At 49.5% G+C, this 19,689-nt stretch carries 22 protein-coding genes and 1 pseudogene; 12 read left to right on the top strand and 11 right to left on the bottom strand.

The window, feature by feature from the left end:
• Positions 1-27: 27 nt before the first annotated feature.
• The 5 genes from H5336_RS17885 to argC form a co-directional block, all read right to left on the bottom strand.
• Positions 28-546: a DsrE family protein gene (locus H5336_RS17885; RefSeq protein ID WP_185235838.1), complete on the bottom strand. Its 519-nt coding sequence runs from the start codon at positions 544-546 to the stop codon at positions 28-30.
• A gap of 45 nt (positions 547-591) precedes the next feature.
• Entirely contained in the window at positions 592-945 is a 354-nt protein-coding gene (gene erpA / locus H5336_RS17880; protein WP_185235837.1) for an iron-sulfur cluster insertion protein ErpA, read from the bottom strand.
• 86 nt (positions 946-1,031) lie between these two features.
• Positions 1,032-1,499, bottom strand: coding sequence for a bactofilin family protein (locus tag H5336_RS17875; RefSeq protein ID WP_185235836.1), 468 nt, complete (start codon positions 1,497-1,499; stop codon positions 1,032-1,034).
• Positions 1,500-1,503: 4 nt separating this feature from the next.
• Positions 1,504-2,244 carry a DUF6776 family protein gene (locus H5336_RS17870; RefSeq protein WP_185235835.1) on the bottom strand — a complete coding sequence of 247 codons (741 nt, stop codon included), beginning with the start codon at positions 2,242-2,244 and terminating at the stop codon, positions 1,504-1,506.
• Between the two features lie 22 nt (positions 2,245-2,266).
• Positions 2,267-3,307, bottom strand: a complete 1,041-nt coding sequence (argC, locus tag H5336_RS17865; protein ID WP_185235834.1) for an N-acetyl-gamma-glutamyl-phosphate reductase — start codon at positions 3,305-3,307, stop codon at positions 2,267-2,269.
• A 110-nt stretch (positions 3,308-3,417) separates the two neighbouring features.
• Between argC and H5336_RS17860 the strand changes: the two genes are divergently transcribed.
• The 4 genes from H5336_RS17860 (at position 3,418) to hemL (ending at position 7,904) form a co-directional block, all read left to right on the top strand.
• Positions 3,418-5,232 carry a chloride channel protein gene (locus tag H5336_RS17860; protein WP_185235833.1) on the top strand — a complete coding sequence of 605 codons (1,815 nt, stop codon included), beginning with the start codon at positions 3,418-3,420 and terminating at the stop codon, positions 5,230-5,232.
• Positions 5,219-5,644, top strand: coding sequence for a CopD family protein (locus H5336_RS17855; protein ID WP_221628228.1), 426 nt, complete (start codon positions 5,219-5,221; stop codon positions 5,642-5,644). Before H5336_RS17860 ends, H5336_RS17855 begins: the two co-directional genes overlap by 14 nt.
• Positions 5,645-5,738: 94 nt before the next feature.
• Complete coding sequence (locus H5336_RS17850) at positions 5,739-6,584, top strand: hydroxymethylpyrimidine/phosphomethylpyrimidine kinase (RefSeq protein ID WP_246439363.1); 846 nt, start codon at positions 5,739-5,741, stop codon at positions 6,582-6,584.
• A 39-nt stretch (positions 6,585-6,623) separates the two neighbouring features.
• Positions 6,624-7,904, top strand: coding sequence for a glutamate-1-semialdehyde 2,1-aminomutase (gene hemL, locus H5336_RS17845; protein ID WP_185235831.1), 1,281 nt, complete (start codon positions 6,624-6,626; stop codon positions 7,902-7,904).
• Between the two features lie 7 nt (positions 7,905-7,911).
• On the opposite strand, the gene H5336_RS17840 is transcribed toward hemL, so the two are convergent.
• From H5336_RS17840 to H5336_RS17830, 3 genes are read right to left on the bottom strand one after another with little or no spacing between them, the layout of a single operon-like run.
• Positions 7,912-8,262 (bottom strand): hypothetical protein, encoded by a 351-nt coding sequence (locus tag H5336_RS17840; RefSeq protein ID WP_185235830.1) that lies wholly within the window; start codon positions 8,260-8,262, stop codon positions 7,912-7,914.
• A complete protein-coding gene (locus H5336_RS17835) occupies positions 8,249-10,519 on the bottom strand; it encodes a DUF1631 domain-containing protein (RefSeq protein WP_185235829.1) in 2,271 nt (756 codons plus the stop codon). The genes H5336_RS17840 and H5336_RS17835 overlap by 14 nt, the downstream gene beginning before the upstream one ends.
• Positions 10,520-10,576: 57 nt before the next feature.
• Entirely contained in the window at positions 10,577-10,717 is a 141-nt protein-coding gene (locus H5336_RS17830) for a hypothetical protein (protein WP_185235828.1), read from the bottom strand.
• A gap of 281 nt (positions 10,718-10,998) precedes the next feature.
• On the opposite strand from H5336_RS17830, the gene H5336_RS17825 reads away from it, so the two are divergent.
• The gene (locus tag H5336_RS17825) at positions 10,999-11,988 is read left to right on the top strand and encodes an adenosine kinase (protein ID WP_185235827.1); all 990 of its coding nucleotides are present in this window, start codon (positions 10,999-11,001) and stop codon (positions 11,986-11,988) included.
• Between the two features lie 16 nt (positions 11,989-12,004).
• Here the strand turns inward: H5336_RS17825 and H5336_RS17820 are convergent, their stop codons facing one another.
• The 3 genes from H5336_RS17820 to H5336_RS17810 form a co-directional block, all read right to left on the bottom strand.
• Positions 12,005-13,078 carry a DUF2333 family protein gene (locus H5336_RS17820; RefSeq protein WP_185235826.1) on the bottom strand — a complete coding sequence of 358 codons (1,074 nt, stop codon included), beginning with the start codon at positions 13,076-13,078 and terminating at the stop codon, positions 12,005-12,007.
• Positions 13,079-13,094: 16 nt separating this feature from the next.
• Positions 13,095-13,505 (bottom strand): copper chaperone PCu(A)C, encoded by a 411-nt coding sequence (locus H5336_RS23100; protein WP_512700775.1) that lies wholly within the window; start codon positions 13,503-13,505, stop codon positions 13,095-13,097.
• A gap of 201 nt (positions 13,506-13,706) precedes the next feature.
• Positions 13,707-14,468 carry an N-acetylglucosaminyltransferase gene (locus H5336_RS17810; protein ID WP_246439359.1) on the bottom strand — a complete coding sequence of 254 codons (762 nt, stop codon included), beginning with the start codon at positions 14,466-14,468 and terminating at the stop codon, positions 13,707-13,709.
• A gap of 202 nt (positions 14,469-14,670) precedes the next feature.
• On the opposite strand from H5336_RS17810, the gene H5336_RS17805 reads away from it, so the two are divergent.
• The 7 genes and pseudogenes from H5336_RS17805 to H5336_RS23900 form a co-directional block, all read left to right on the top strand.
• Entirely contained in the window at positions 14,671-16,446 is a 1,776-nt protein-coding gene (locus H5336_RS17805) for a protein-disulfide reductase DsbD family protein (protein ID WP_185235824.1), read from the top strand.
• Positions 16,447-16,683: 237 nt separating this feature from the next.
• Complete coding sequence (gene aroQ, locus H5336_RS17800) at positions 16,684-17,130, top strand: type II 3-dehydroquinate dehydratase (RefSeq protein ID WP_185235558.1); 447 nt, start codon at positions 16,684-16,686, stop codon at positions 17,128-17,130.
• A gap of 52 nt (positions 17,131-17,182) precedes the next feature.
• Positions 17,183-17,647, top strand: a complete 465-nt coding sequence (gene accB / locus H5336_RS17795) for an acetyl-CoA carboxylase biotin carboxyl carrier protein (protein ID WP_185235557.1) — start codon at positions 17,183-17,185, stop codon at positions 17,645-17,647.
• Positions 17,648-17,668: 21 nt separating this feature from the next.
• Positions 17,669-18,613 (top strand): annotated as a pseudogene (locus H5336_RS17790) (ATP-binding protein).
• Between the two features lie 100 nt (positions 18,614-18,713).
• Positions 18,714-19,013, top strand: coding sequence for an acetyl-CoA carboxylase biotin carboxylase subunit family protein (locus H5336_RS23095; RefSeq protein WP_246439358.1), 300 nt, complete (start codon positions 18,714-18,716; stop codon positions 19,011-19,013).
• A 60-nt stretch (positions 19,014-19,073) separates the two neighbouring features.
• Positions 19,074-19,463 carry a 50S ribosomal protein L11 methyltransferase gene (locus H5336_RS23905; protein WP_376766554.1) on the top strand — a complete coding sequence of 130 codons (390 nt, stop codon included), beginning with the start codon at positions 19,074-19,076 and terminating at the stop codon, positions 19,461-19,463.
• Positions 19,405-19,689 (top strand): 50S ribosomal protein L11 methyltransferase (locus H5336_RS23900; protein ID WP_376766553.1); only part of this gene is annotated, 285 nt, incomplete at its 3' end. The genes H5336_RS23905 and H5336_RS23900, both read left to right, overlap by 59 nt.

The raw sequence follows: 19,689 nt of genomic DNA, 5'->3' as shown, positions 1-19,689 counted from the left end.
CATAACAAAAGGCTAAAGGAGAGTCAGTTAGAAATAGACAAATTTTTCATTATCGATCAATCGTTCAACTTCAGCGGGACCAAATGGCACGGTTGTAACGAAAGGAACAAGGGCACCGTCTTCGCGCCCCAGCACCCCCATTCGCGTACGGCATACGCGTACATCGATCACTTCTAGGGCCGAAAGCCTGGCAGCTAAATCTACAACAGACTTATATTTACCGTAATTTTCTCGAAAGAAGATAGCAACCTCAGGGCCGTGCAGCACAAACACCAGAGGCTCAGCTATCTGAAGTGCAGCACCGTCGCGAAACAGCGACTCAGCGCGAAGTAAAGCCTGAACAATTTCTTCTGGTGAATTCTGCTCGATACGCGCGAGGTAGCCCGAAGGTAGGGAGCCAAGAGGGGATAGTGAAGGTGGCACTGCATTAAAGTATCCACCGACAGAAGCGCCCCCTTTATCGCTGCCGGACTGAGCGAGCAGCGAAGCGCAGCTAAGGCTTACTAAGAAGAATAGAATGACCCTTGCAATAACAGGTTGACACAACAAAAAATCCGTTCGAACCCCGCTCACCATCGCTATCTCAACACCCTATATTGAAAAAGAAGAGCCGCACCCGCAAGTGGAAGATGCATTGGGGTTTTCCACGGTGAAGCGCGAGCCTTGTAAACCCTCCTGGTAATCGAGCTTGGCGCCTACAAGATAAGGGTAACTCATGGCGTCTACCACAACGGTAATCCCCTGTTTTTCGATTCTTGCATCGTCATCTCCGCAGGCTTCGTCAAAAGCAAAGCCATACTGAAACCCGGAGCAGCCACCACCGGTAACATACACACGTAATTTGAGGTCGGGATTACCCTCCTCATCAATCAAGCCTTTCACCTTACACAGTGCATTTTCTGTGACTAATAACGGCTCGGGCACAAATACTTGGGCTTCACTCATAGGGGTTACTACACCTGTTTTAAGGTAAGGGTACGGAGGTTGGACAGCCTTTAAAGTGAAATTATCCGTTTAACCCACTAAAACAGTCAAGTATTAGTCGACGAAGTACCCTCCTCGGTAACCACGCCGCCTCTCGGCTGAGTTGACGCAGACGCCGCCATAGCAGGCTCTGCCTGAGATGTATCCACATTTTCAGTAATGTGCATTAACTTACCATTCACCTGAGCGCCCTTAACCATTTCGATCACTTTATAGTGAACATCACCGTTAACCACGGCGTTGGCGGCCAACTCTAGGTGTTTAGTGCAGTAAACATCACCATGAACATGGCCATTAATGATGATTTGGGGAGCGTGAATCTCGCCCGTTACCTCACCTTTCACTCTTACATGAACAAGAGCATCACCGGTTGGCTCGGCACCAATATTGCCACGCACCCGGCCTTCAATATCGAGAATACCACCAAATTTAACATCACCGGTTATTTCCAGTGCGTTGTCAAGCAGGGTATGCCCGCCTTTGGCGAATGGGTTATCTTGTTTCTTCGAAAACATGTTGTTAGGACTCCTCAACTAGCCAGCCAAATCGTTTTTCTATTGTGACCGGTTTCTTGCCTGTAGATTTCGCCACCAGCTCTATACGCTCTGGCTCGAACTCGGCAGGAAGTGACATACGGCCCTGTATGGTTTGAAAATATTTGAACCTTAAACGAACGGTCTCCTGATTTACTTGCTCAGACAACTGATTCAAATTGAACGTTGCCTCCACGCCATTAAGACGCCCAACCACGTTAAATGTAAGCGTACCATTGAGCAACTGATGATTGGTTGCCAACTGCTGCATAACAATTTTAAAGCTGTAGGTGCGCGGCGCATCGGTGTCTACAATCTCCACTGCACCAAAGGTAAGGCCTCTTTTGTTGCCTGTGGGCGCCATCAAGTTGCGATAAAAGCTGTTATCTTCCTCAAGCTGCGCAACCTGCTCCTTCAGCACAATGACTTCCTGGCGAACAGACTCGTTGGCCTGACGGTCCACTTCTGCTCCAATATTAACGTTTGCGACTTTCTGTTCAAGCTGTTCTAGTTGGCCACTGGTAGACTCTAGTTCTACTTTTAACCGCGCAGCATCCTCCAGCGCCTGCTCCTGACCCGCCATACCTTCTCGATGGCCGAGGTAATAACTGAACATGACTGCACTACCCACAATGATCAGAAGCACAGACAACATCAATACACGCGTCCAGGGGCGGTATTCAACAACACGAAGCGGATAATGCTTACTGCCCTTTACCACCGTCATTTATGTCACCTATTTTGGTTCTCTAAGGAAGAATAGCTGGAGCCGTTAAGCCCAGCGTTTCATTTAAACCGAACATGATGTTCATATTCTGCACGCCCTGCCCAGAAGCCCCTTTGGTAAGGTTATCGATGACCGACATCACCACCACAGTACCTCTTTCCTGTGGTTCAAGAATAGATAACCTGCACATATTGGTGCTTTTTACCGTTCGTGTTTGTGGGAACATGCCTTTTGGCAATACATCAACGAAAGGTTCGCTGGCGTAGCGCTGCTCATATAGCGCCTGCAAATCTCCTGCATCCCCTTTTAGAGTAGCGTAGAGAGTAGAATGAATACCGCGAATTGTCGGCAATAAGTGCGGCACAAACGTCACCTTCGCAGGTGCGTCGCCAGCTTGCTGGAAACCCTGCAACCCCTGCTCTATTTCAGGTAAGTGTCTATGCCCCGCAACACCGTAAGCACTAAAACTATCACTAGCCTCGGCGAGCAACAACCCCACCTTCGCCTGCCGGCCCGCACCACTAATACCGGAAGCAGAGTTGGCTATAAGCGTTTGAGGGTCAACCAGCCCATTTTCTAGCAGCGGCAAAAAACCCAGCTGAACGGAAGTGGGGTAACACCCTGGACAAGCAACCAACTGCGTATTTTTTATGGCCTCGCGATTCACTTCAGGCAACCCGTATACCGCTTTCTCCACCAGCTCTGGGCACCCATGCTTTTGACCGTACCAGTGCTCCCACGTATCGATATTACGAATTCTAAAATCGGCCGACAAATCAATAACGCGCACACCGCTGTCGTACAAGCTCTTCATCATTGCCTGGGCAACCCCGTGGGGCGTGGCAAAGAAAACAAGGTCGCAAGCCGATAGACTCTCCACGGAAGGCTCACTAAACACCAGCGAATAGTGCCCACGTAAATTAGGGAAGAGCTCTGTCACCGGCTTCCCGGCTTCTGCCCGAGAAGTTATAACAACCACCTCTGCCTCAGGATGCTGCGCCAACAAACGCAACAATTCCACACCTGTATACCCGGTTCCACCCACGATACCAACTTTGATCACTGTCTTTACTCCAGAGATTTTTACCAATGACGACAATAGATTAGCGGGGTATGATAAAGTTCTTTCAACAAAAGCTAAAGGGCACCCAAACACGGGGATAGCAGTTAGGCATGTCTGATTCACACAGATCCAGCAAAAAGAAACTAACACAGCGCTTCAGCAACCACCTTAACGCCTTTCGCCACTCTTTGGCTTATTTTGATGCTCTGCCACAACTCACCCTGCTCGGTTTGCTCATAGGCGCCTTCACCGGTGCCATAATTGTGGTATTTCGCTTCCTTATCGACACCCCCCTGCGCCTCATGATCAGCGGACATTCAGACAACTTTGAATCCCTAGCCGCCAGCGACCGCATTTTCCTCATTTTTGCCGGTATTTTTTTGATTGCCGTGATCATTAAATTCGCGGGCGTTAAAAACAGCGAAACCAGCGTTGCCCATGTTCTTGATCGCCTGCACAACCACCAAGGTAAACTACCCATAGCCAACTGGCTGGTGCAATTTAGCTGCGCCGTAATTGCCTTGATCAGCGGCCAGTCTGTGGGTAGAGAAGGGCCTGCTGTGCACCTTGGAGCAGGGGCCGCCAGTCAACTTGGGCAATGGTTGAAGCTGCCTAACAACAGCATGCACACGCTCGTTGGCTGCGGAGTTGCGGCAGCCATTTCAGCGTGCTTCGATACCCCCATGGCCGGGGTCATCTTTGCTATGGAAGTGATTGTGATGGAGTACACCATTGTCGGTTTTGTACCCGTTATTCTGGCATCGGTGATGGGTACCATGATGAGTCAGGCCGCTTTTGGCGAAAGCAGTGGCCTGTTAGTGGGCGCCAGCGACATGCAAAGCCTAACGGAGCTGCCCTACATGGTCGTGGTTGGCTTGGTCATTTCGGTATGTGCAGCGATCTACACCCGACTCAATATCTTTGCGCTGCGTTACAACGCCATATCAATCTACCAACGACTGCTAACAGCGGGCGCACTCACCGCGGCTGTAGCGGTATTTGTTCCCGAAATTATGGGGTTGGGATACGACACGGTTAACGCCGCCCTCTCCGGCCAAATGCTGATTGGAACCCTATTGCTGGTTGCTGTCGCTAAATTACTGGTCACCCCGGTGGTTATTGGGCTTGGTATTCCCGGCGGCGTAATAGGCCCGCTCCTAGTCATCGGTGCGTGTATCGGCGGGGCCATGGGCATTGCCATTCAATGGGTATTTCCATCGCTAGAAACAGACTCGAGCTTTTACGTTGTCATTGGTATGACCGCGATGATGGCCGCAACGCTCAATGCACCCTTGGCAGCCCTGGTAGCCGTACTGGAACTGAGCTACAACCCCAACATGATCTTCCCGGCGATGCTGGTTATCGTTGTCGCCTGCGTGTCTACTCGACAATTTTTTAAGCTCGACAGCATTTTTGTACAGCAATTGAAATACAGCGGCCGCGACCTAGACTTTGGCCCTGCCCGCCAAGCACTTCGTCGTGCCGGCGTACGCAGCATTATGGATACCCGATTCGTACTTTGCTCACAAAAAGTTTCAACAGACGAAATTGTGGAAAAACTGGTGTCCAAGCCCATGTGGCTGGTATTTGACCACGACAACACAAAGGTTGCCTTACGAGCAGCTGACTTAGCCGCAGTACTCGCCGACAACACACCCGAAGTAGTACCAGAGTCAACCAAGCCACAAGAGCCACAGATAGATTTACTCGAAATTCCCGGTCGCCGCTATATGCTGCAACCTATCCACGATACCGCGAACCTTGTTGAGGCTCTGGATTACCTGAAAAAAACAGGTACAGACGCACTCTATGTGTCTCGAACTTACTCACCACTAAAGGGGCACCTGCACGGTATTATTACCCTCGCGGCTATCGAAAATTACTACCAACCCAAGGAGTTTAAACATGTTGATGCTGTGGGTTAAAGCGCTACACATTATTGCGGTTATCTGCTGGTTCGCAGTGCTGTTCTATTTGCCGCGGCTTTTTGTGTACCACGCCATGAGTGATAATCAGGCGGTAAAAGACCAGCTCAAAATTATGGAACGAAAACTCTACAGGGGCATTGGTATACCGTCACTTTGGGCAACGCTGCTGTTTGGTGGGTGGCTGGTTCACTTTCAGTGGCCTTACTATGCGGCCAGCACCTGGTTCTGGATAAAAATGGCGCTAGTCATACTACTTGTTGGCTACCACCATGTTTGTGGGTTCTATCTACGCCAACTGCGCGATGAGCAATGCACCAAGAGTCATGTTTTTTTTCGTTGGTTCAATGAATTTCCAACGATAATTTTACTGGTATCCGTTATTCTGGTGGTACTTAAGCAACCTATATGACGAATACTCGACACTTAATAGCTTGCAGCAAGTAAGCAGTTTTTCAGCGGCGATATCCCTTTGTGCTAGACTCGATCAATAAAAGCGATGCTCCATGATGAATCAAGGAAACTCTAACCCTCCGATCATTCTCGCCTTCAGCGCTCTGGACCCGGCCGGTGCTGGCGGTCTTCAGGCAGACATAGAAACTGCCGCCAGCCTTGGCTGCCACTGTGCGCCGATTGCAACGAGCCTGTTTGCCGCAGGCGCTGGCGAAAACACCGATGCAGCCCCCGTAGACTCAACATTACTCATTTCTCAAGCCCGATCTGTGCTGGAGAATATGTCGATTGCTGCCATCAAAGTGGGCTATTTGGGTTCTGTCGTCAATGTTGAGGCCGTACATACAATTCTGCAAGACTACCCCGGCATACCCGTTGTTGCTCACCCAGCACTTATCCTGTGGGATAGCGACGATGAGGAGCTTCAAGACCTACCAGATGCATTTCTTTCACTAATTGTACCCAACATTAACATCGGTATATTCTCACTGTACGAAGCACGCACCATATCTCAGGAATCCGACACACTTTCGACCACGGCACATGCAATCACCAGCAGCGGCTGTGATTTCGCTCTAGTTACGGGAACCGGCACAGAGAACCCCAACTTCCAAAACAGTATCTTCAACAAAAAGGGGCTTATACAGCACTATCACTGGGAGCAGGAACCGCCCACCTGCCACGGCGCCAGTAGCACCCTGGCCATGAGTGTGTGCGCGTATCTAGCCCATGGCGGCGACTCGCTTATGGCAATGAACCAGGCGCAAAACTTTACTTGGCAAACCATGTGCGCTTCTCGCGAACTAGGGTTTCACGCACGCACGCCCCACCGTTTTTTTTGGGCCGATAAAAATATAGAATCGCCCCAAAACCTGCCCGCGGCCCGAAAGAGCCACTGAAGCATTTACACTAATCGACCAGATTTAAAAGAGACTATTATGACGGACATGTCCAGCGCATTTAGCCGTGCGCAAAAAACCATCCCTGGAGGTGTTAATTCACCGGTACGTGCTTTTAAGGCCGTTGGTGGAGAGCCCATTTTTGTCAAACGCGCGAAGGGAGCCTACCTCTACGACATTAACGACAAGCGCTATATTGATTATGTACTTTCCTGGGGCCCCATGCTTTTGGGTCACGCCGATGAAGACGTGCTCGCGGCAGTAACAGAAAAGCTGCAGTCGGGTTTGAGCTTCGGCGCGCCAACGGAAATAGAGACCGAGCTGGCGGAAAAGGTTTGCTCGATTATGCCGGGGATGGATAAAGTCCGTTTTGTCAGCTCTGGAACCGAAGCCACCATGAGCGCCATTCGCCTCGCCCGAGGGTTTACTGGCCGGGATAAAATTATTAAATTTGAAGGCTGTTATCACGGTCACTCAGATTCATTGTTAATAAAAGCCGGAAGCGGCGCGCTTACACTCGGCGTACCCAGCTCACCAGGTGTTCCCGCCTGCCTAGCTGAGCACACCATTACCCTCAGCTATAACAATATTGAACAAGTTAAAGAGGTATTTCAGCAGCAGGGGGACCAAATTGCCTGTGTAATTGTGGAGCCGGTGGCAGGAAACATGAATTGCATCCCTCCGCTACCAGGCTTTTTAGCGTGTTTACGGGAAGTGTGCAGCGCATCTGGAGCGCAGTTAATTCTGGACGAAGTTATGACCGGCTTTCGCCTTGGCTTAAGTGGCGCACAAGGCTATTACGGTATTCAACCGGACATTACCACACTCGGAAAGGTCATGGGCGGAGGCATGCCTGTAGGTGCGTTTGGCGGCCGAGAAGAGATAATGGACTACATTGCTCCCGTTGGCCCTGTTTACCAAGCAGGTACGCTATCGGGAAATCCGGTTGCAATGGCCGCCGGCTTAAAAACCCTCGAAAAAATTTCTGCTCCAGGCTTTTACCAACCACTGTTTACTAAAACACAACAACTGGTAAATGAACTTCAATCAGTAGCCACACAGGCAGGCGTTGCGTTCACCACAAACCACGTGGGTACTATGTGGGGAGGTTTCTTCACTGAAGAGAGAACCATTACCAATTATCAACAGGTAATAGCCTGCGATACAAACAGATTTAATAAATTCTTTCACGGCATGCTAAAGGAGGGCGTTTACCTTGCGCCAGCTTCCTATGAAGCGGCTTTTATGTCGGCGGCACACACCGATGCGGATATTGAGTTTACGGTTGAGGCCGCTAGAAGAGTCTTTGCGCGACTATAGCAGTCGATTAAGCATCTATCTGCGTTTTTAAACGAGAAATTACCGTTAAATCGTCGGGGGAAATATCAAGGATAGAAAAGCCAGCCCAGTTGCGCTCGTCGCCCACGGTTTCACGAATCCATAGGCACTCGGCACCAATACTTAATTCAGACTTACCGTCTATAGGCTGAGATAACATGAATAATAGCTGGTACAGGCAGTTTTCTTTGACCTCATTACCACAGAGAAGCATAAAACCTTCTTCGTGAAGGTTAACCAACCGCCCTACCTCAATATCGCGTAATACATCGCGAACTAAGATAATCTGCTGCACGGGAACTCGCTCGAGCTCCCGACTTTCACCTTCAGCTGGCTTCATCTTCCTCTCCCGGCTTAATGGCTTCTGCTTTTTCGTTAAGCTTATGGAAAATATTTTCCAGCGCTCGCTCAAAGAAGGGCTTAGAGCTACCCGAAATAATTTTTGCCTTGCTGCCAATCATCTGTCGAGCAAGATTAAGGCCAGACATCATATCCACACGTTTACCCATTTGATCTACCAACATGTAATGGGATGTACGCGCATTATACCAAGCAACTTTCAAGCGCTTGCCGCCCTCAAATTCAAACCAAGTACCAAACTCAATCATTTTGAGGCTTTCAACCATTTGCTTTTCTTCGGGGGTTGAATTTTCATTTCGAGCTTCCTTGGTTCCAGCTTTCTCCGCCGCAATTCTCTCGAGCTTATCTCGCATGGGTGCCGGCGCTGGCTCAGCTTTTTTGCTTTGCATCGCCAACTTAATCAGCGACGAAAGCGCCTCAACTAATTTATTGCCCTTGGCTTGATCATAGCCGATAGTTTCGAAGCCCGATTTGATCGCGGCAATTAAGTCATCATGAATTTCTAATTGACGCGTCTTATCAGCAGGGGCATCTTTTGGTTCCACACACCAAAGAATATCATCGACAATCGCCAGCGCTTTACCCCATTTATCTGACTTTTCACCGTAACGTAACAATGCAAAACTCAGATAATCCGACCATGGCTGTAGTAAAAACAGCAGGACAGCGGAGGGTAATTCGCGACCATCAGTACGCCCCTGCACTTCATCGTTCACGCGTAATTTTACTTCTCGTAGCTTTTCTTCACCTTGGGCTTTTTCTGTTGCGCGTTTTTCCATCAACTCCTGACGACGAAAAATATTTTTGGTGTAGCTACTAAACTCAAGTAAAAGCTCTGTAATAAATTTAACGTCGTTATCAAACTCTTTAAGAATACGGTTAACGGTATCCTTAATTTTTGTATACATGTCGTACTGACAAGTGCCGTCGTTACCCACCCAGCGAGAACCCGCTTCAGCCAAGCTATTCAGCAATACACGAGCGGGGTGCTCTGTCTGCTCGAAAAAACCGGGATCAATAAACGCAATTTTCAAAAACGGGGTGTGTAAATAGCTCAGTAGAGCCTTTACCGAATCCGGTAGATTTTCGTCATTGAGCATATACTCAAACAGCAAGCCCACCAAATCGATGGTTTGCATGTCGCCCTTATCCACAGCCCCATCACTCTCTTCAGACTGCAGCTGGGAATGTAAGCGATCGACTATTTCTGAGATATCCAGTGGTACGATTTGACCTTGCGGTACACCTTCGATACTGGACGACTCTGCGCCGCTTGTCTGTAGCGCTTGAAGAGCACCCATTAGGTCATCGGAGGAAACCATAACCCCGCCGGGTGGCAGTGGGGATCCCGCGGCCCCAACAAGCTGACTTTGCAGGCCCCGTATCGCTTGAACCAAGCTACCTTGATACTCTTCAGGCGGCAAACTAGGGTCCGGCAAACCTGCCCCGGTCATTTGTTGTTGTTCTACCGCAGGAGCATCCTCACCGGCTACAAGAGCAGAGGCCGGGGCGCTACCCGTGGGAGTACTGTATTTCAGATTAGGTAGCACGCCTTCGTGCTTCAGATATTGATTTACTTCTTCCGTAATGGTTTTTAGCGTGGCGATAAGTTGATCATCATATAACCGATAGGCGAGCTGCTTTACCTTTTGATCGACAGGAAGAAGCTTCAACGCTTTACGCAGCGATTCACAATACTGAATAGGTGAGGTGGGATTGCTGGCTTCAGTAACATGCTCACCGCCATTAAGCACAGCAAACCGCTGATTCAGGGCCCAAATCGGTTCAGCAAAATAGGAATCAGCTCGCTGGGTAATTGAAGAAATGGCAATCGTTTCTTCAAGGTCTTCGTTATCAACCAATGAAAGCTGGTCGTCTTCACCGCCACCGCCCACGCTGGTTTGTAGCTCGCGCTTCTTAAACTTAACAAACCCTTCCGACAGATACCCGGTAAAATAACGCTCCAACTCCTCCCGGTTCTGGCGAATCGAGCGCTGAACTTCGGCTAACTCTGAAGCTTCCTGGTCAGACTTGGCGCCATCGATTTCAACGCTAATAGCATCGTCTAACACTTTGAGGTATTGACGAAAGGCGTCCCGAGAATGATCCGCCGCGAGGCTTTGGCAAGCTTTTAAATGGGATACAACAGCCGAATTCGATAACGGAAGTAAAAGCGGAGCATGCTCCCCGGAAGAGTCGGCTGTTTTATCTTCATCACCTCGGATAAGTCTTGACATAACGCCTCTAATATTCCCCAATTTTGTACGAACAATGGTACTGGCACGGTGGCTTCTTCAGCAGAACAAGTCACTTGCACCAATGCCCATTTGAAGCTCGATTATCTTTTGCTCGGCTTTTGGGTGCGCCATAGGGAACTCTCCACCTTCACCATCATTAAAGAGTTCTTCCCAAATAACTATAGCGCTTCTACGCATGATGCCAGTAAAAGAGTGCAAATAACCTCAGAAGCCACTGCAGTTCATTAATAGCCATTACATTATCCACAAAACCCAGTCAAAAAAAATGTGTTTCGCGCCACCTGCATACATATTGCACTAGTCCGTAGGAAAAAATCATTTTTAATATGCTAAAAATGCCGTAAAGACACTTAGAACTCAGCAGATTTCTGCCGTCGGCCTCATCTAAACGCTGCAACGAGCCTTTTTCTCTCGTCCATTGACGCTATAATCGCTGTTCTACACTCTGGAGTTGAAACATGAGCATTTATGATATTTACGGCATTGGCGCCGCCTTGGTTGACACTGAGATTGAAGTTACTGATCTCGATTTAGCCGACCTAGAAATAGACAAAGGCGTGATGACTCTGGTAGACGAAGAGCGTCAGCGCGAACTGATTAGCGCACTTTCCACCCACCTTGTTGCCTCCAAGCGCGCAAGCGGGGGCTCAGCAGCAAACAGCATTATCGCCGCAAGTTATTTTGGCGCCAGAAATTTTTATAGCTGTCGTGTTGCCAGTGACGATAACGGCCAATTTTATCTCGATGATTTATCCGCTGCAGGGGTTGATTACCACAACCGGAACGGCTCCAGCGAAGGGATTACCGGTAAATGCCTAGTGATGATTACAGCGGATGCCGAACGTACCATGAATACTTTTTTAGGTACAAGCGAACACATATCCGAAGACGATATCGACATAGAAGCTTTAACACAGTCCAAATACGCCTACATTGAAGGCTACCTAGTAACCTCTGCCACTGGCCGCCCCGCCGCCATCAGGCTACGAGAGCTAGCTGAAGAGAATAATGTTAAAACCGCTCTCAGCCTTTCAGACCCAGCAATTGTTAACTATTTCCATGAAGGGTTAACAGAAATGATTGGCGAAAAAGTAGACATTCTGTTCTGTAATGAAGCAGAAGCAATAAATTTCACCAAAACAGACACCCTAACGGACGCAGCAGAAGCCCTGAAAAAATCGGCGCGCACCTATGCGATTACGCGTGGAAACAAAGGCGCCCTGCTATTTGATGGGGAAAACCACACCGAAGTGTCGGCACACTCGGTAACCGCTATCGACACTAACGGTGCTGGTGATATGTTCGCAGGGGCATTTTTGTTTGGTATCAGTAGAGGAATGGACTTTGCTAGTGCGGGAGCCTTGGCAAGTAAGGCCGCCGCTAAAGTGGTAACCCAGTTCGGCCCACGGCTGGCACCAGAGCAACACCAGGAGCTGCTCGAGGGCTAGTCGTATTTAACTCGGTTTAACCGCGGGAAAGCAAGTCGCGTAAATCAATAATCGCCGCATGGGCACGGGAAATGTAGTTGGCCATCACTAACGAGTGATTGGCCAACATACCAAAACCACTACCGTTTAAAATCATTGGGCTATAAACCGTCTGTTGTGTGCCCTCCAGTTCGCGAATTATCTGCTGCAAACTCACCCGTGCATTTTTCTTTTCTAGTACATCAGCAAAATCCATTTCAATCGCTTTTAAAAAATGGGTCAAAGCCCATGCGCTGCCACGAGCCTCATAAAAAACATCGTCAATTTCAAAAAAACCAGTTTTTATTTCCTGGTCTTTCGGCGAACGGGTCGACTGGTGAGCCCCTGGTGTTCCGTCCAAATCTGTATTCAATCGACGCTGACCTACACTGGCACTAAGACGCTGGGACAAGCTGCCCAACCGGGTTTCAACGGTCCCCAGCCAATAATTGATGTTGTCAGCGCGCGTATAAAACTGCGCGTTCTGCTGCTCTTCGTCGGTAAGCCGTAAAAGATAAGAACGCAAATACTTCATGCCCTCCCGGTATTCTTTTTCTGTAGGCGGCAACAACCAACTGCGATTGTCGAAGTTGAACTGGGGTTCAGCCAATGCTAGGTCTTTATCTTCTGTCGACTGCGACTGGGAACGACTAAAGGCTTCCCGCATTGCTTTAGCGAGGTCGCGCACCTGTATTACCACGCCGTATTCCCAGTTGGGAATATTGTCTAGCCACACACCTGGTGGCGCAATATCGTTGGACAGATAACCACCCGGCTTATGTAGAAGTGTATCTACCACACTAATTAAACTGGCGGTTGTAGCAACGCCGGTTACCAGGCGGTCCTCTTCCCCACCGACTTCCGCCAAAGCCTTTTCGCGTAAATCCATAAGATCGGGCTCGAAACTCCAATATACCCCCACAGACACCGCTATCAGTAAATAAACAGCAACCCCCATTAGACCAAAACGAATCCAGCGGTTAGATTCCGACAAATCACTTTTAAAGTCCTGCCAGCGCGTTTCGACCACTTGCTTTAGGCCTTCTGTAGAACCTGAAATTTTCTTAAACATATTCATAGTCCATGTTTTACTGAGCCAATCTCTTGGCTACTACAATCCCAGTGGCAGTAATGCCGTTTTCAAACTCTATGGTCAACTCGAAAGAGCTCCCAATTTCCGGCGTTGGTGACATATCGAACACCATTAAATGGTAGCCGCCCGGCTCAAAGCGCATTTTGCCACCAGCCACAACGGAAACATGAGGAACTGGCCGCATTTTCATAAGCCCCTCCTCATAATAGTTTCGATGTACTTCAATATGATCGGATATGGGGGAATGTATATGATTCACGATCAAGGTTTGGTCAGAATTGTTGCGCAGTACGAAATATACCGCCCCCGTATGCAGCCCCGGTGGCGGAACAGCCATCACCGCAGAGTGTAGCTCAACCAACGGCAAAGCCTCCGTGTTCGTCGAACCTCGCTCAGAGCAAGCCATAAGGCACAAAAGCAACAGGGGAACAAAGAAGCGGCCAGTGAAAGACCCTAGAAATATCACGTTTAAAATCTCTCCATAGATAGTTGTTTTTGGCCATTTAACACAATCGATTAACACGTTCACCTGCCATTGTAGCCCTAAGCCAGGCAGAGGTTAATGCCACATTGGTCTATAAAAATAGCAGGTGCGGGTTTAACAAGCTCACAAGGGCGGCAGAATGGCTACTTTTGGTCTTTTAGCCAAGCGAATATCCCCTCTTACTCGATATCCGGGAACAGCTTCCCTGAGCTGGCTATAAATCCACCGGCCCTCGGCATCGGTGCGCGCATAAATCATTATGCTTTCGTCGGTCGCCTTAATGCGCTGTGCAATACTCCCCAACAAGGGCAATAACGCCTCTTTATTCTCTCGAAGGGTATCCGCAGGCAGCTCAAATTCCTGTAACGATTTAATATCCGCTATTGGCCTCACGCCTGGCTGCTCGTATACCTTCCGCGTTTGCTGAATATCCTTTTTGAGCTGCATCAGTAAACGATGCCCTGGATAATAAACATCGGCCTGCGCCATTAACACTCTCGCCCTTGTGTATTGGCTAGTGGCATGAGCTTTTCTAATCATTTCGGCATAGCGAATTAAAATCGCCTGTAACCCAGAGCGCGCGGTCTGGTTGTTAGGGTTAATCATCAGTACAGAATGAAACTTATCATAGGCATTATCGTGCGGCGGGGAGGTTAGCCTTCCCCGGGCAAACGCGCGCTCGGCCTGCTCTAAAAATTTTTGCTCCAAGGTACTCCTTGCTGCCGCCACCGGGTCGGGGCGGGCAACAAATGTTTCGGCGCTACTTTCTATGGCGGCGCTCGGCTTTATCGCCACGGATTTTACAGGCTGGTTACCACAAGCCGGCAGAATACTGATTACCCCCAATAACACCCAAGTACAAAAGATTGAATATTGCTTCTTCATTTAGTTTCAGCTAACACCTTATATATTGGCACCAAAAACGTTCTTTGTGTGATCGTTGCACGGCAGTTTAGGGTATCTTTGTTTACACTGAACGGTAGAATCCAACGAGTGTCATAGATCCGTACTTTACTAAACCGTCGCGCCAGAGAGGTTACTGCTTTGGCGATCCATACGCAAAATTCGTAATTGGCCTGCTTACCCCATGACAAATCTTTGCCTTTCCAAAATTCGCGCGCTCACCCTTTTAAGCCTACTAACGGCACTGATTAGCACGACAAGCCTCGCGGACGATTTTAGCTTTGCCGACAGCAACGAAGACGAATTTCTTCGGGTTGAAGATGCCTATCAGGTTTTAGTCGATACAACAGACTCGCAGATCCAGATGCACTGGACAATAGCACCGGGCTACTACCTGTATCAGCATCAATTCAAACTGGAAGCCAAAAATGCAAAATCAACTGAAACACTTGAGCTGATTTTCGAGCCTGGAAAACGCAAGTTCGATGAGTACTTCGACAAGGAGCTGGAAGTTTACTACCTGAACACCTACCTACGCAGTGTATTACCCAGCATTTCTATGCCCTACGAATTAAAAGTTACCTCTCAGGGCTGCGCAGACGCCGGCCTCTGTTACCCTCCGCGAAAACAATATTTCCAAGTTGACGCCAAGGGTGCAGTCACTGAACTAGAGGGGTCTCAGCTCAAAACAACAGCGAGTGCCGCCAACCCCGTCACGCAGGCTCAAAACACACCACCCGAAAGCCCATTTCTGCCCGCCATTATCTTAGGTGCTCTACTTGGAGGGCTCATTCTTAACCTAATGCCGTGCGTTTTTCCAGTTCTGTCACTCAAAGCTTTAAGCTTTGCCTCCAGTGGCCACGCCGACCACAAGCAGCACACCCATGGCTGGGCCTATACCGCCGGTGTAGTGGGCTCTTTTTTGGTTGCGGCCGCTATTATCCTGACCGCACGCCAAGCAGGCGAAATGCTGGGCTGGGGCTTCCAGCTCCAACAGCCCGTCTTTGTCGCCATTCTCGCTTACCTTTTTTTGGTAATGGGCTTGAGCCTGTTTGGCATGTTCCATATCGGCACTCAGTTTATGGGCGCCGGCCAGGCGCTTACCTCTGGCAGCGGCGTACGGTCCTCGTTCTTTACCGGCGTGCTTGCCGCTGTTGTAGCCAGCCCCTGCACGGCACCTTTTATGGCTCCGGCTCTGGGAGTGGCGCTAACGCAGTCGGTATTCGTAGCATTAATTATTTTTGCCAGCCTTGGCTTTGGTATGGCACTGCCGTTTCTCGCTCTGAGCTACAGCCCAAAGCTGGCGAACTACATGCCCAAACCCGGCGCATGGATGGAAACACTCAAACAGATTCTCGCCTTTCCATTGCTGGCAACCTGCATCTGGCTACTCTGGGTGCTCGGCCACCAATCAGGCAGCACAGGAACCGCGTATGTATTAACCGGCGCACTGCTCATCACCTTTGCGCTCTGGCTTACCCAGTTTTCACCTCAGACTCTAGGGAAAAAGCTTGCGCTTCGCGGCCTTATTGTTGTCTGCCTCCTTGCAGCTGCACACCTCACCTGGCAAATCCGCTCCTTCACTGGAAGCGCATCCAACCACTACGAAAACTGGGAGCCCTATACGCCCGCGCGCCTTCAGGCCTTAAATCAGACAGGAAAACCTGTGTTCGTAAACCTCACGGCAGACTGGTGTATAACGTGTAAAGTGAACGAAACTGTAGCCTTCAGTTCCAAGGCATTTTTTGCCCGTGCGGAAGAGCTTGGCGTAACGCTTCTAGTTGGTGACTGGACCAACCCTGATGACGACATTGCCGCATTACTCAAACGCTACAACCGAAGCGGTATTCCTCTGTATATGGTATTCCCAAATACAATCAACGCGGAGCCGGAAATACTGCCCCAACTTTTAACCCCCGATAGCATTATTGATGCGCTGAACCGATCTATCGCCGAGTGAGTATTAACTAGGTATTTTTTCGTGATCTTCGCTAATTTAGAGGTCAACTTCGCTGAAAGTGAGTTAAGTCGCAACTTTCAATAGACAAGGTGCGGTAATTTGGGCAAAATCGCGTTCAACGCTAAAGTGCAGCACATTTATCCACCGACTATAACAATATCGGTACAAATCGCCGCAATTTAGAATCAATTTTGACTTCGAAAGCATTCTCTCACTCAAACAGGTAGGAAAAGCCCAATGGCAACGATTCTGGTGTTACACGGCCCCAACCTAAATCTGTTGGGCACCCGCGAACCCGAAGTCTACGGCTCTACGACTCTTGCCGACATCAACCAAAAGCTTACCTCGCTATGTATTGAAAAGGGACATCATCTTCACGCCCTTCAAAGTAATGCTGAGTACGAACTGATCGATCGCATTCACGACGCTCGCAATGAAGGTGTCGATTTTATTGTGATCAACCCCGCCGGTTTTACTCACACCAGCGTCGCACTTAGAGACGCGCTGGCGGCAGTGGATATCCCCTTTGTGGAGTGCCACATGTCTAACGTATTCAGCCGCGAACCCTTTCGTCATCATTCTTATTTTTCTGATTTGGCAAAAGGTGTTATCTGCGGCTTCAGCGCTCAGAGTTACGAATTAGCTCTGCAGGCAGCATTTATACATTTAGAAAGCCAAGAATAGCTTTCTCCTATATTTCACCCTAACTAAAAGCGCTTGTTACCGAGAGGCCATAATGGACATTCGCAAAATTAAGAAACTGATTGAGTTACTGGAAGAATCCAACGTTGAAGAGTTGGAAATCAAGGAAGGGGAAGAATCTGTGCGCATTAGCCGTGGCTCGCGCTCAGCGGCCAACCCTGCGATGCAACCGATGTATCAACCAGCCTATCAGCCGGTACCCGCCGCCCCAGCAGCGGCTGCTCCAGTAGCGCCGGCTGAAGCACCTCCAGCGGCGGCCCCCAGTGGTCATCAAGTAGTGTCACCTATGGTAGGCACCTTTTACCGCTCCCCCAGCCCCGACTCCTCACCTTTTGTTGAAGTAGGGCAATCGGTAAAAGCTGGCGATGTCATTTGCATTGTTGAGGCGATGAAGATGATGAATCAGATCGAAGCAGACAAATCGGGTGTTATCGAAGCCATTCTGGCCGACGATGGCGAACCCGTAGAATTTGATCAGCCACTGCTTGTTATTGCCTAAGACGCAAAGAGGGTAAACACCATGTTCAATAAAGTCCTCATTGCAAACCGAGGCGAGATTGCACTGCGTGTGCTTCGCGCCTGCCGTGAGCTAGGCATTACAACTGTCGCCGTCTACTCAAAAGCCGATAGAGATCTGAAGCATGTTCGGCTAGCCGACGAGTCCGTGTGCATTGGTCCAAACGCATCCGCCGATAGCTATCTCAACATCCCAGCCATCATTTCTGCGATGGAAGTAACGGACTCGATTGCGGTTCATCCAGGCTATGGCTTTCTCGCCGAGAACGCTGACTTTGCAGAGCAAATTCAAAAAAGCGGTTTTGTTTTTATCGGCCCAGACGCCGATGTTATTCGCCTAATGGGCGACAAAGTATCCGCCATTCAATCCATGAAGAAAGCAGGCGTACCGACCGTTCCCGGCTCTGACGGCCCATTGCCCCACGACCCAGAAGCCTGCGTAAAAATTGGCCGCAAAATTGGCTTCCCGGTCATTATTAAGGCTGCCTCTGGCGGCGGCGGTCGCGGTATGCGTGTTGTGCACACCGAAGCCAGCCTTTGGACCTCCCGTCCAAGTAACCAAAGCGGAAGCCAAAGCCGCTTTTGGTGACGATACGGTTTATATGGAAAATTCCTACAAAATCCCCGTCACGTAGAAGTACAGATCATTTCCGATGGTCAAGGCAACACCGTCCACCTATTCGACCGTGACTGCTCCATGCAGCGACGCCACCAAAAAGTTATTGAAGAGCACCAGCCCCTCCTTATAAACGAAGAGGCCCGGCAAAAGGTGTTTGATTCCTGCATTAAAGCTTGTAACGCAATAGGCTACAAAGGTGCTGGCACTTTCGAATTTCTCTACGAAGACGGTCACTTCTACTTCATCGAAATGAATACACGTATTCAGGTTGAACACCCATGTGTCAGAAATGATCACTGGCGTCGATCTGATCAAGGAACAAATTCGTGATATGCGCAGGCCGAAAAATTAAGTTTGCGCCAAGAAGACATTCGCGTAAACGGCCAATGCCATCGAGTGCCGTATTAATGCTGAAGATCCAACCACTTTCATGCCCTCACCCGGACTTGTCAGTAATTTCCACGCTCCAGGCGGTCTGGGTGTTAGAGTAGACACCCACCTCTACAGCGGCTACAAAGTACCACCCTACTACGACTCCATGATTGCCAAAGTCATTACCCACGCAGAAGACCGTAAAAGCGCACTCAAAAGAATGGAAGGCGCATTGGACGAACTCGTAATAAGCGGTATCAAGACCAACACCAGTCTACAAATGGACCTAGTTCGCGATGAAGCCTTTATCGATGGCGGCGTGAACATCCATTACCTTGAAAAGAAACTCGGCCTCTAACCGACCCATGTCGCAACCCCTAGGGGTTGCGACAGCACCCCACACCCCTGAGGTACCCCTATGCCCTGGCTCCAGCTGCGAATAGACAGTTCGCGCGACAAGGCTCCCATTGCGGAAGATGCCTTATTGGACAGCGGCTCACTGGCTGTCACCCTTGAAGATAACGCGAACCAACCCATCTTCGAACCCCAACTGGGTGAAACCCCTCTTTGGCGGGAAACTCGGGTAACAGGCCTATACGAAGCCGATATCGACACAAAAACAACCCTGAAAAACATTCAGGAAAGTTATCACCAACAAGCAGGCGAAACCCTGGATTCTGCCGTTTGGCGCATACTCGAAGATAAAGACTGGGAACGGGAGTGGATGAGCCATTACCACCCAATTCAATGTGCTGACAACCTGTGGATCTGCCCGAGCTGGACCCCTCGCCCGACCCAAATGCTGTAAACCTGCTACTCGACCCAGGGCTAGCATTTGGTACAGGTACCCCCCCACCACCTTTCTTTGCCTGCAATGGCTAGCAGAACAAAAGCTTGATGGACAAAACGTCATCGATTATGGCTGTGGCTCGGGTATACTCGGGATTGCCGCGCTACTGCTCGGCGCCAGCCATGCCACGGGAACCGATATCGACCCACAAGCCCTACTCGCAACTCAAGATAATGTTGCGCGC

The organism is Teredinibacter franksiae, from assembly GCF_014218805.1.
GTDB lineage: Bacteria > Pseudomonadota > Gammaproteobacteria > Pseudomonadales > Cellvibrionaceae > Teredinibacter > Teredinibacter franksiae.
This window is presented reverse-complemented; position numbering and strand designations above follow the sequence as displayed.

What these genes read in the sequence shown, in the direction of transcription:
- erpA (WP_185235837.1), bottom strand. Translation starts at nt 945, where the DNA reads ATGAGTGAAGCCCAAGTATTTGTGCCCGAGCCGTTATTAGTCACAGAA.
- H5336_RS17875 (WP_185235836.1), bottom strand. Translation starts at nt 1,499, where the DNA reads ATGTTTTCGAAGAAACAAGATAACCCATTCGCCAAAGGCGGGCATACC.
- H5336_RS17870 (WP_185235835.1), bottom strand. Translation starts at nt 2,244, where the DNA reads ATGACGGTGGTAAAGGGCAGTAAGCATTATCCGCTTCGTGTTGTTGAA.
- H5336_RS17860 (WP_185235833.1), top strand. Translation starts at nt 3,418, where the DNA reads ATGTCTGATTCACACAGATCCAGCAAAAAGAAACTAACACAGCGCTTC.
- H5336_RS17855 (WP_221628228.1), top strand. Translation starts at nt 5,219, where the DNA reads ATGCTGTGGGTTAAAGCGCTACACATTATTGCGGTTATCTGCTGGTTC.
- H5336_RS17850 (WP_246439363.1), top strand. Translation starts at nt 5,739, where the DNA reads ATGATGAATCAAGGAAACTCTAACCCTCCGATCATTCTCGCCTTCAGC.
- hemL (WP_185235831.1), top strand. Translation starts at nt 6,624, where the DNA reads ATGACGGACATGTCCAGCGCATTTAGCCGTGCGCAAAAAACCATCCCT.
- H5336_RS17840 (WP_185235830.1), bottom strand. Translation starts at nt 8,262, where the DNA reads ATGAAGCCAGCTGAAGGTGAAAGTCGGGAGCTCGAGCGAGTTCCCGTG.
- H5336_RS17835 (WP_185235829.1), bottom strand. Translation starts at nt 10,519, where the DNA reads ATGTCAAGACTTATCCGAGGTGATGAAGATAAAACAGCCGACTCTTCC.
- H5336_RS17830 (WP_185235828.1), bottom strand. Translation starts at nt 10,717, where the DNA reads ATGCGTAGAAGCGCTATAGTTATTTGGGAAGAACTCTTTAATGATGGT.
- H5336_RS17825 (WP_185235827.1), top strand. Translation starts at nt 10,999, where the DNA reads ATGAGCATTTATGATATTTACGGCATTGGCGCCGCCTTGGTTGACACT.
- H5336_RS17820 (WP_185235826.1), bottom strand. Translation starts at nt 13,078, where the DNA reads ATGTTTAAGAAAATTTCAGGTTCTACAGAAGGCCTAAAGCAAGTGGTC.
- H5336_RS23100 (WP_512700775.1), bottom strand. Translation starts at nt 13,505, where the DNA reads ATGGCTTGCTCTGAGCGAGGTTCGACGAACACGGAGGCTTTGCCGTTG.
- H5336_RS17810 (WP_246439359.1), bottom strand. Translation starts at nt 14,468, where the DNA reads ATGAAGAAGCAATATTCAATCTTTTGTACTTGGGTGTTATTGGGGGTA.
- H5336_RS17805 (WP_185235824.1), top strand. Translation starts at nt 14,671, where the DNA reads ATGACAAATCTTTGCCTTTCCAAAATTCGCGCGCTCACCCTTTTAAGC.
- aroQ (WP_185235558.1), top strand. Translation starts at nt 16,684, where the DNA reads ATGGCAACGATTCTGGTGTTACACGGCCCCAACCTAAATCTGTTGGGC.
- accB (WP_185235557.1), top strand. Translation starts at nt 17,183, where the DNA reads ATGGACATTCGCAAAATTAAGAAACTGATTGAGTTACTGGAAGAATCC.
- H5336_RS23095 (WP_246439358.1), top strand. Translation starts at nt 18,714, where the DNA reads ATGCCCTCACCCGGACTTGTCAGTAATTTCCACGCTCCAGGCGGTCTG.
- H5336_RS23905 (WP_376766554.1), top strand. Translation starts at nt 19,074, where the DNA reads ATGCCCTGGCTCCAGCTGCGAATAGACAGTTCGCGCGACAAGGCTCCC.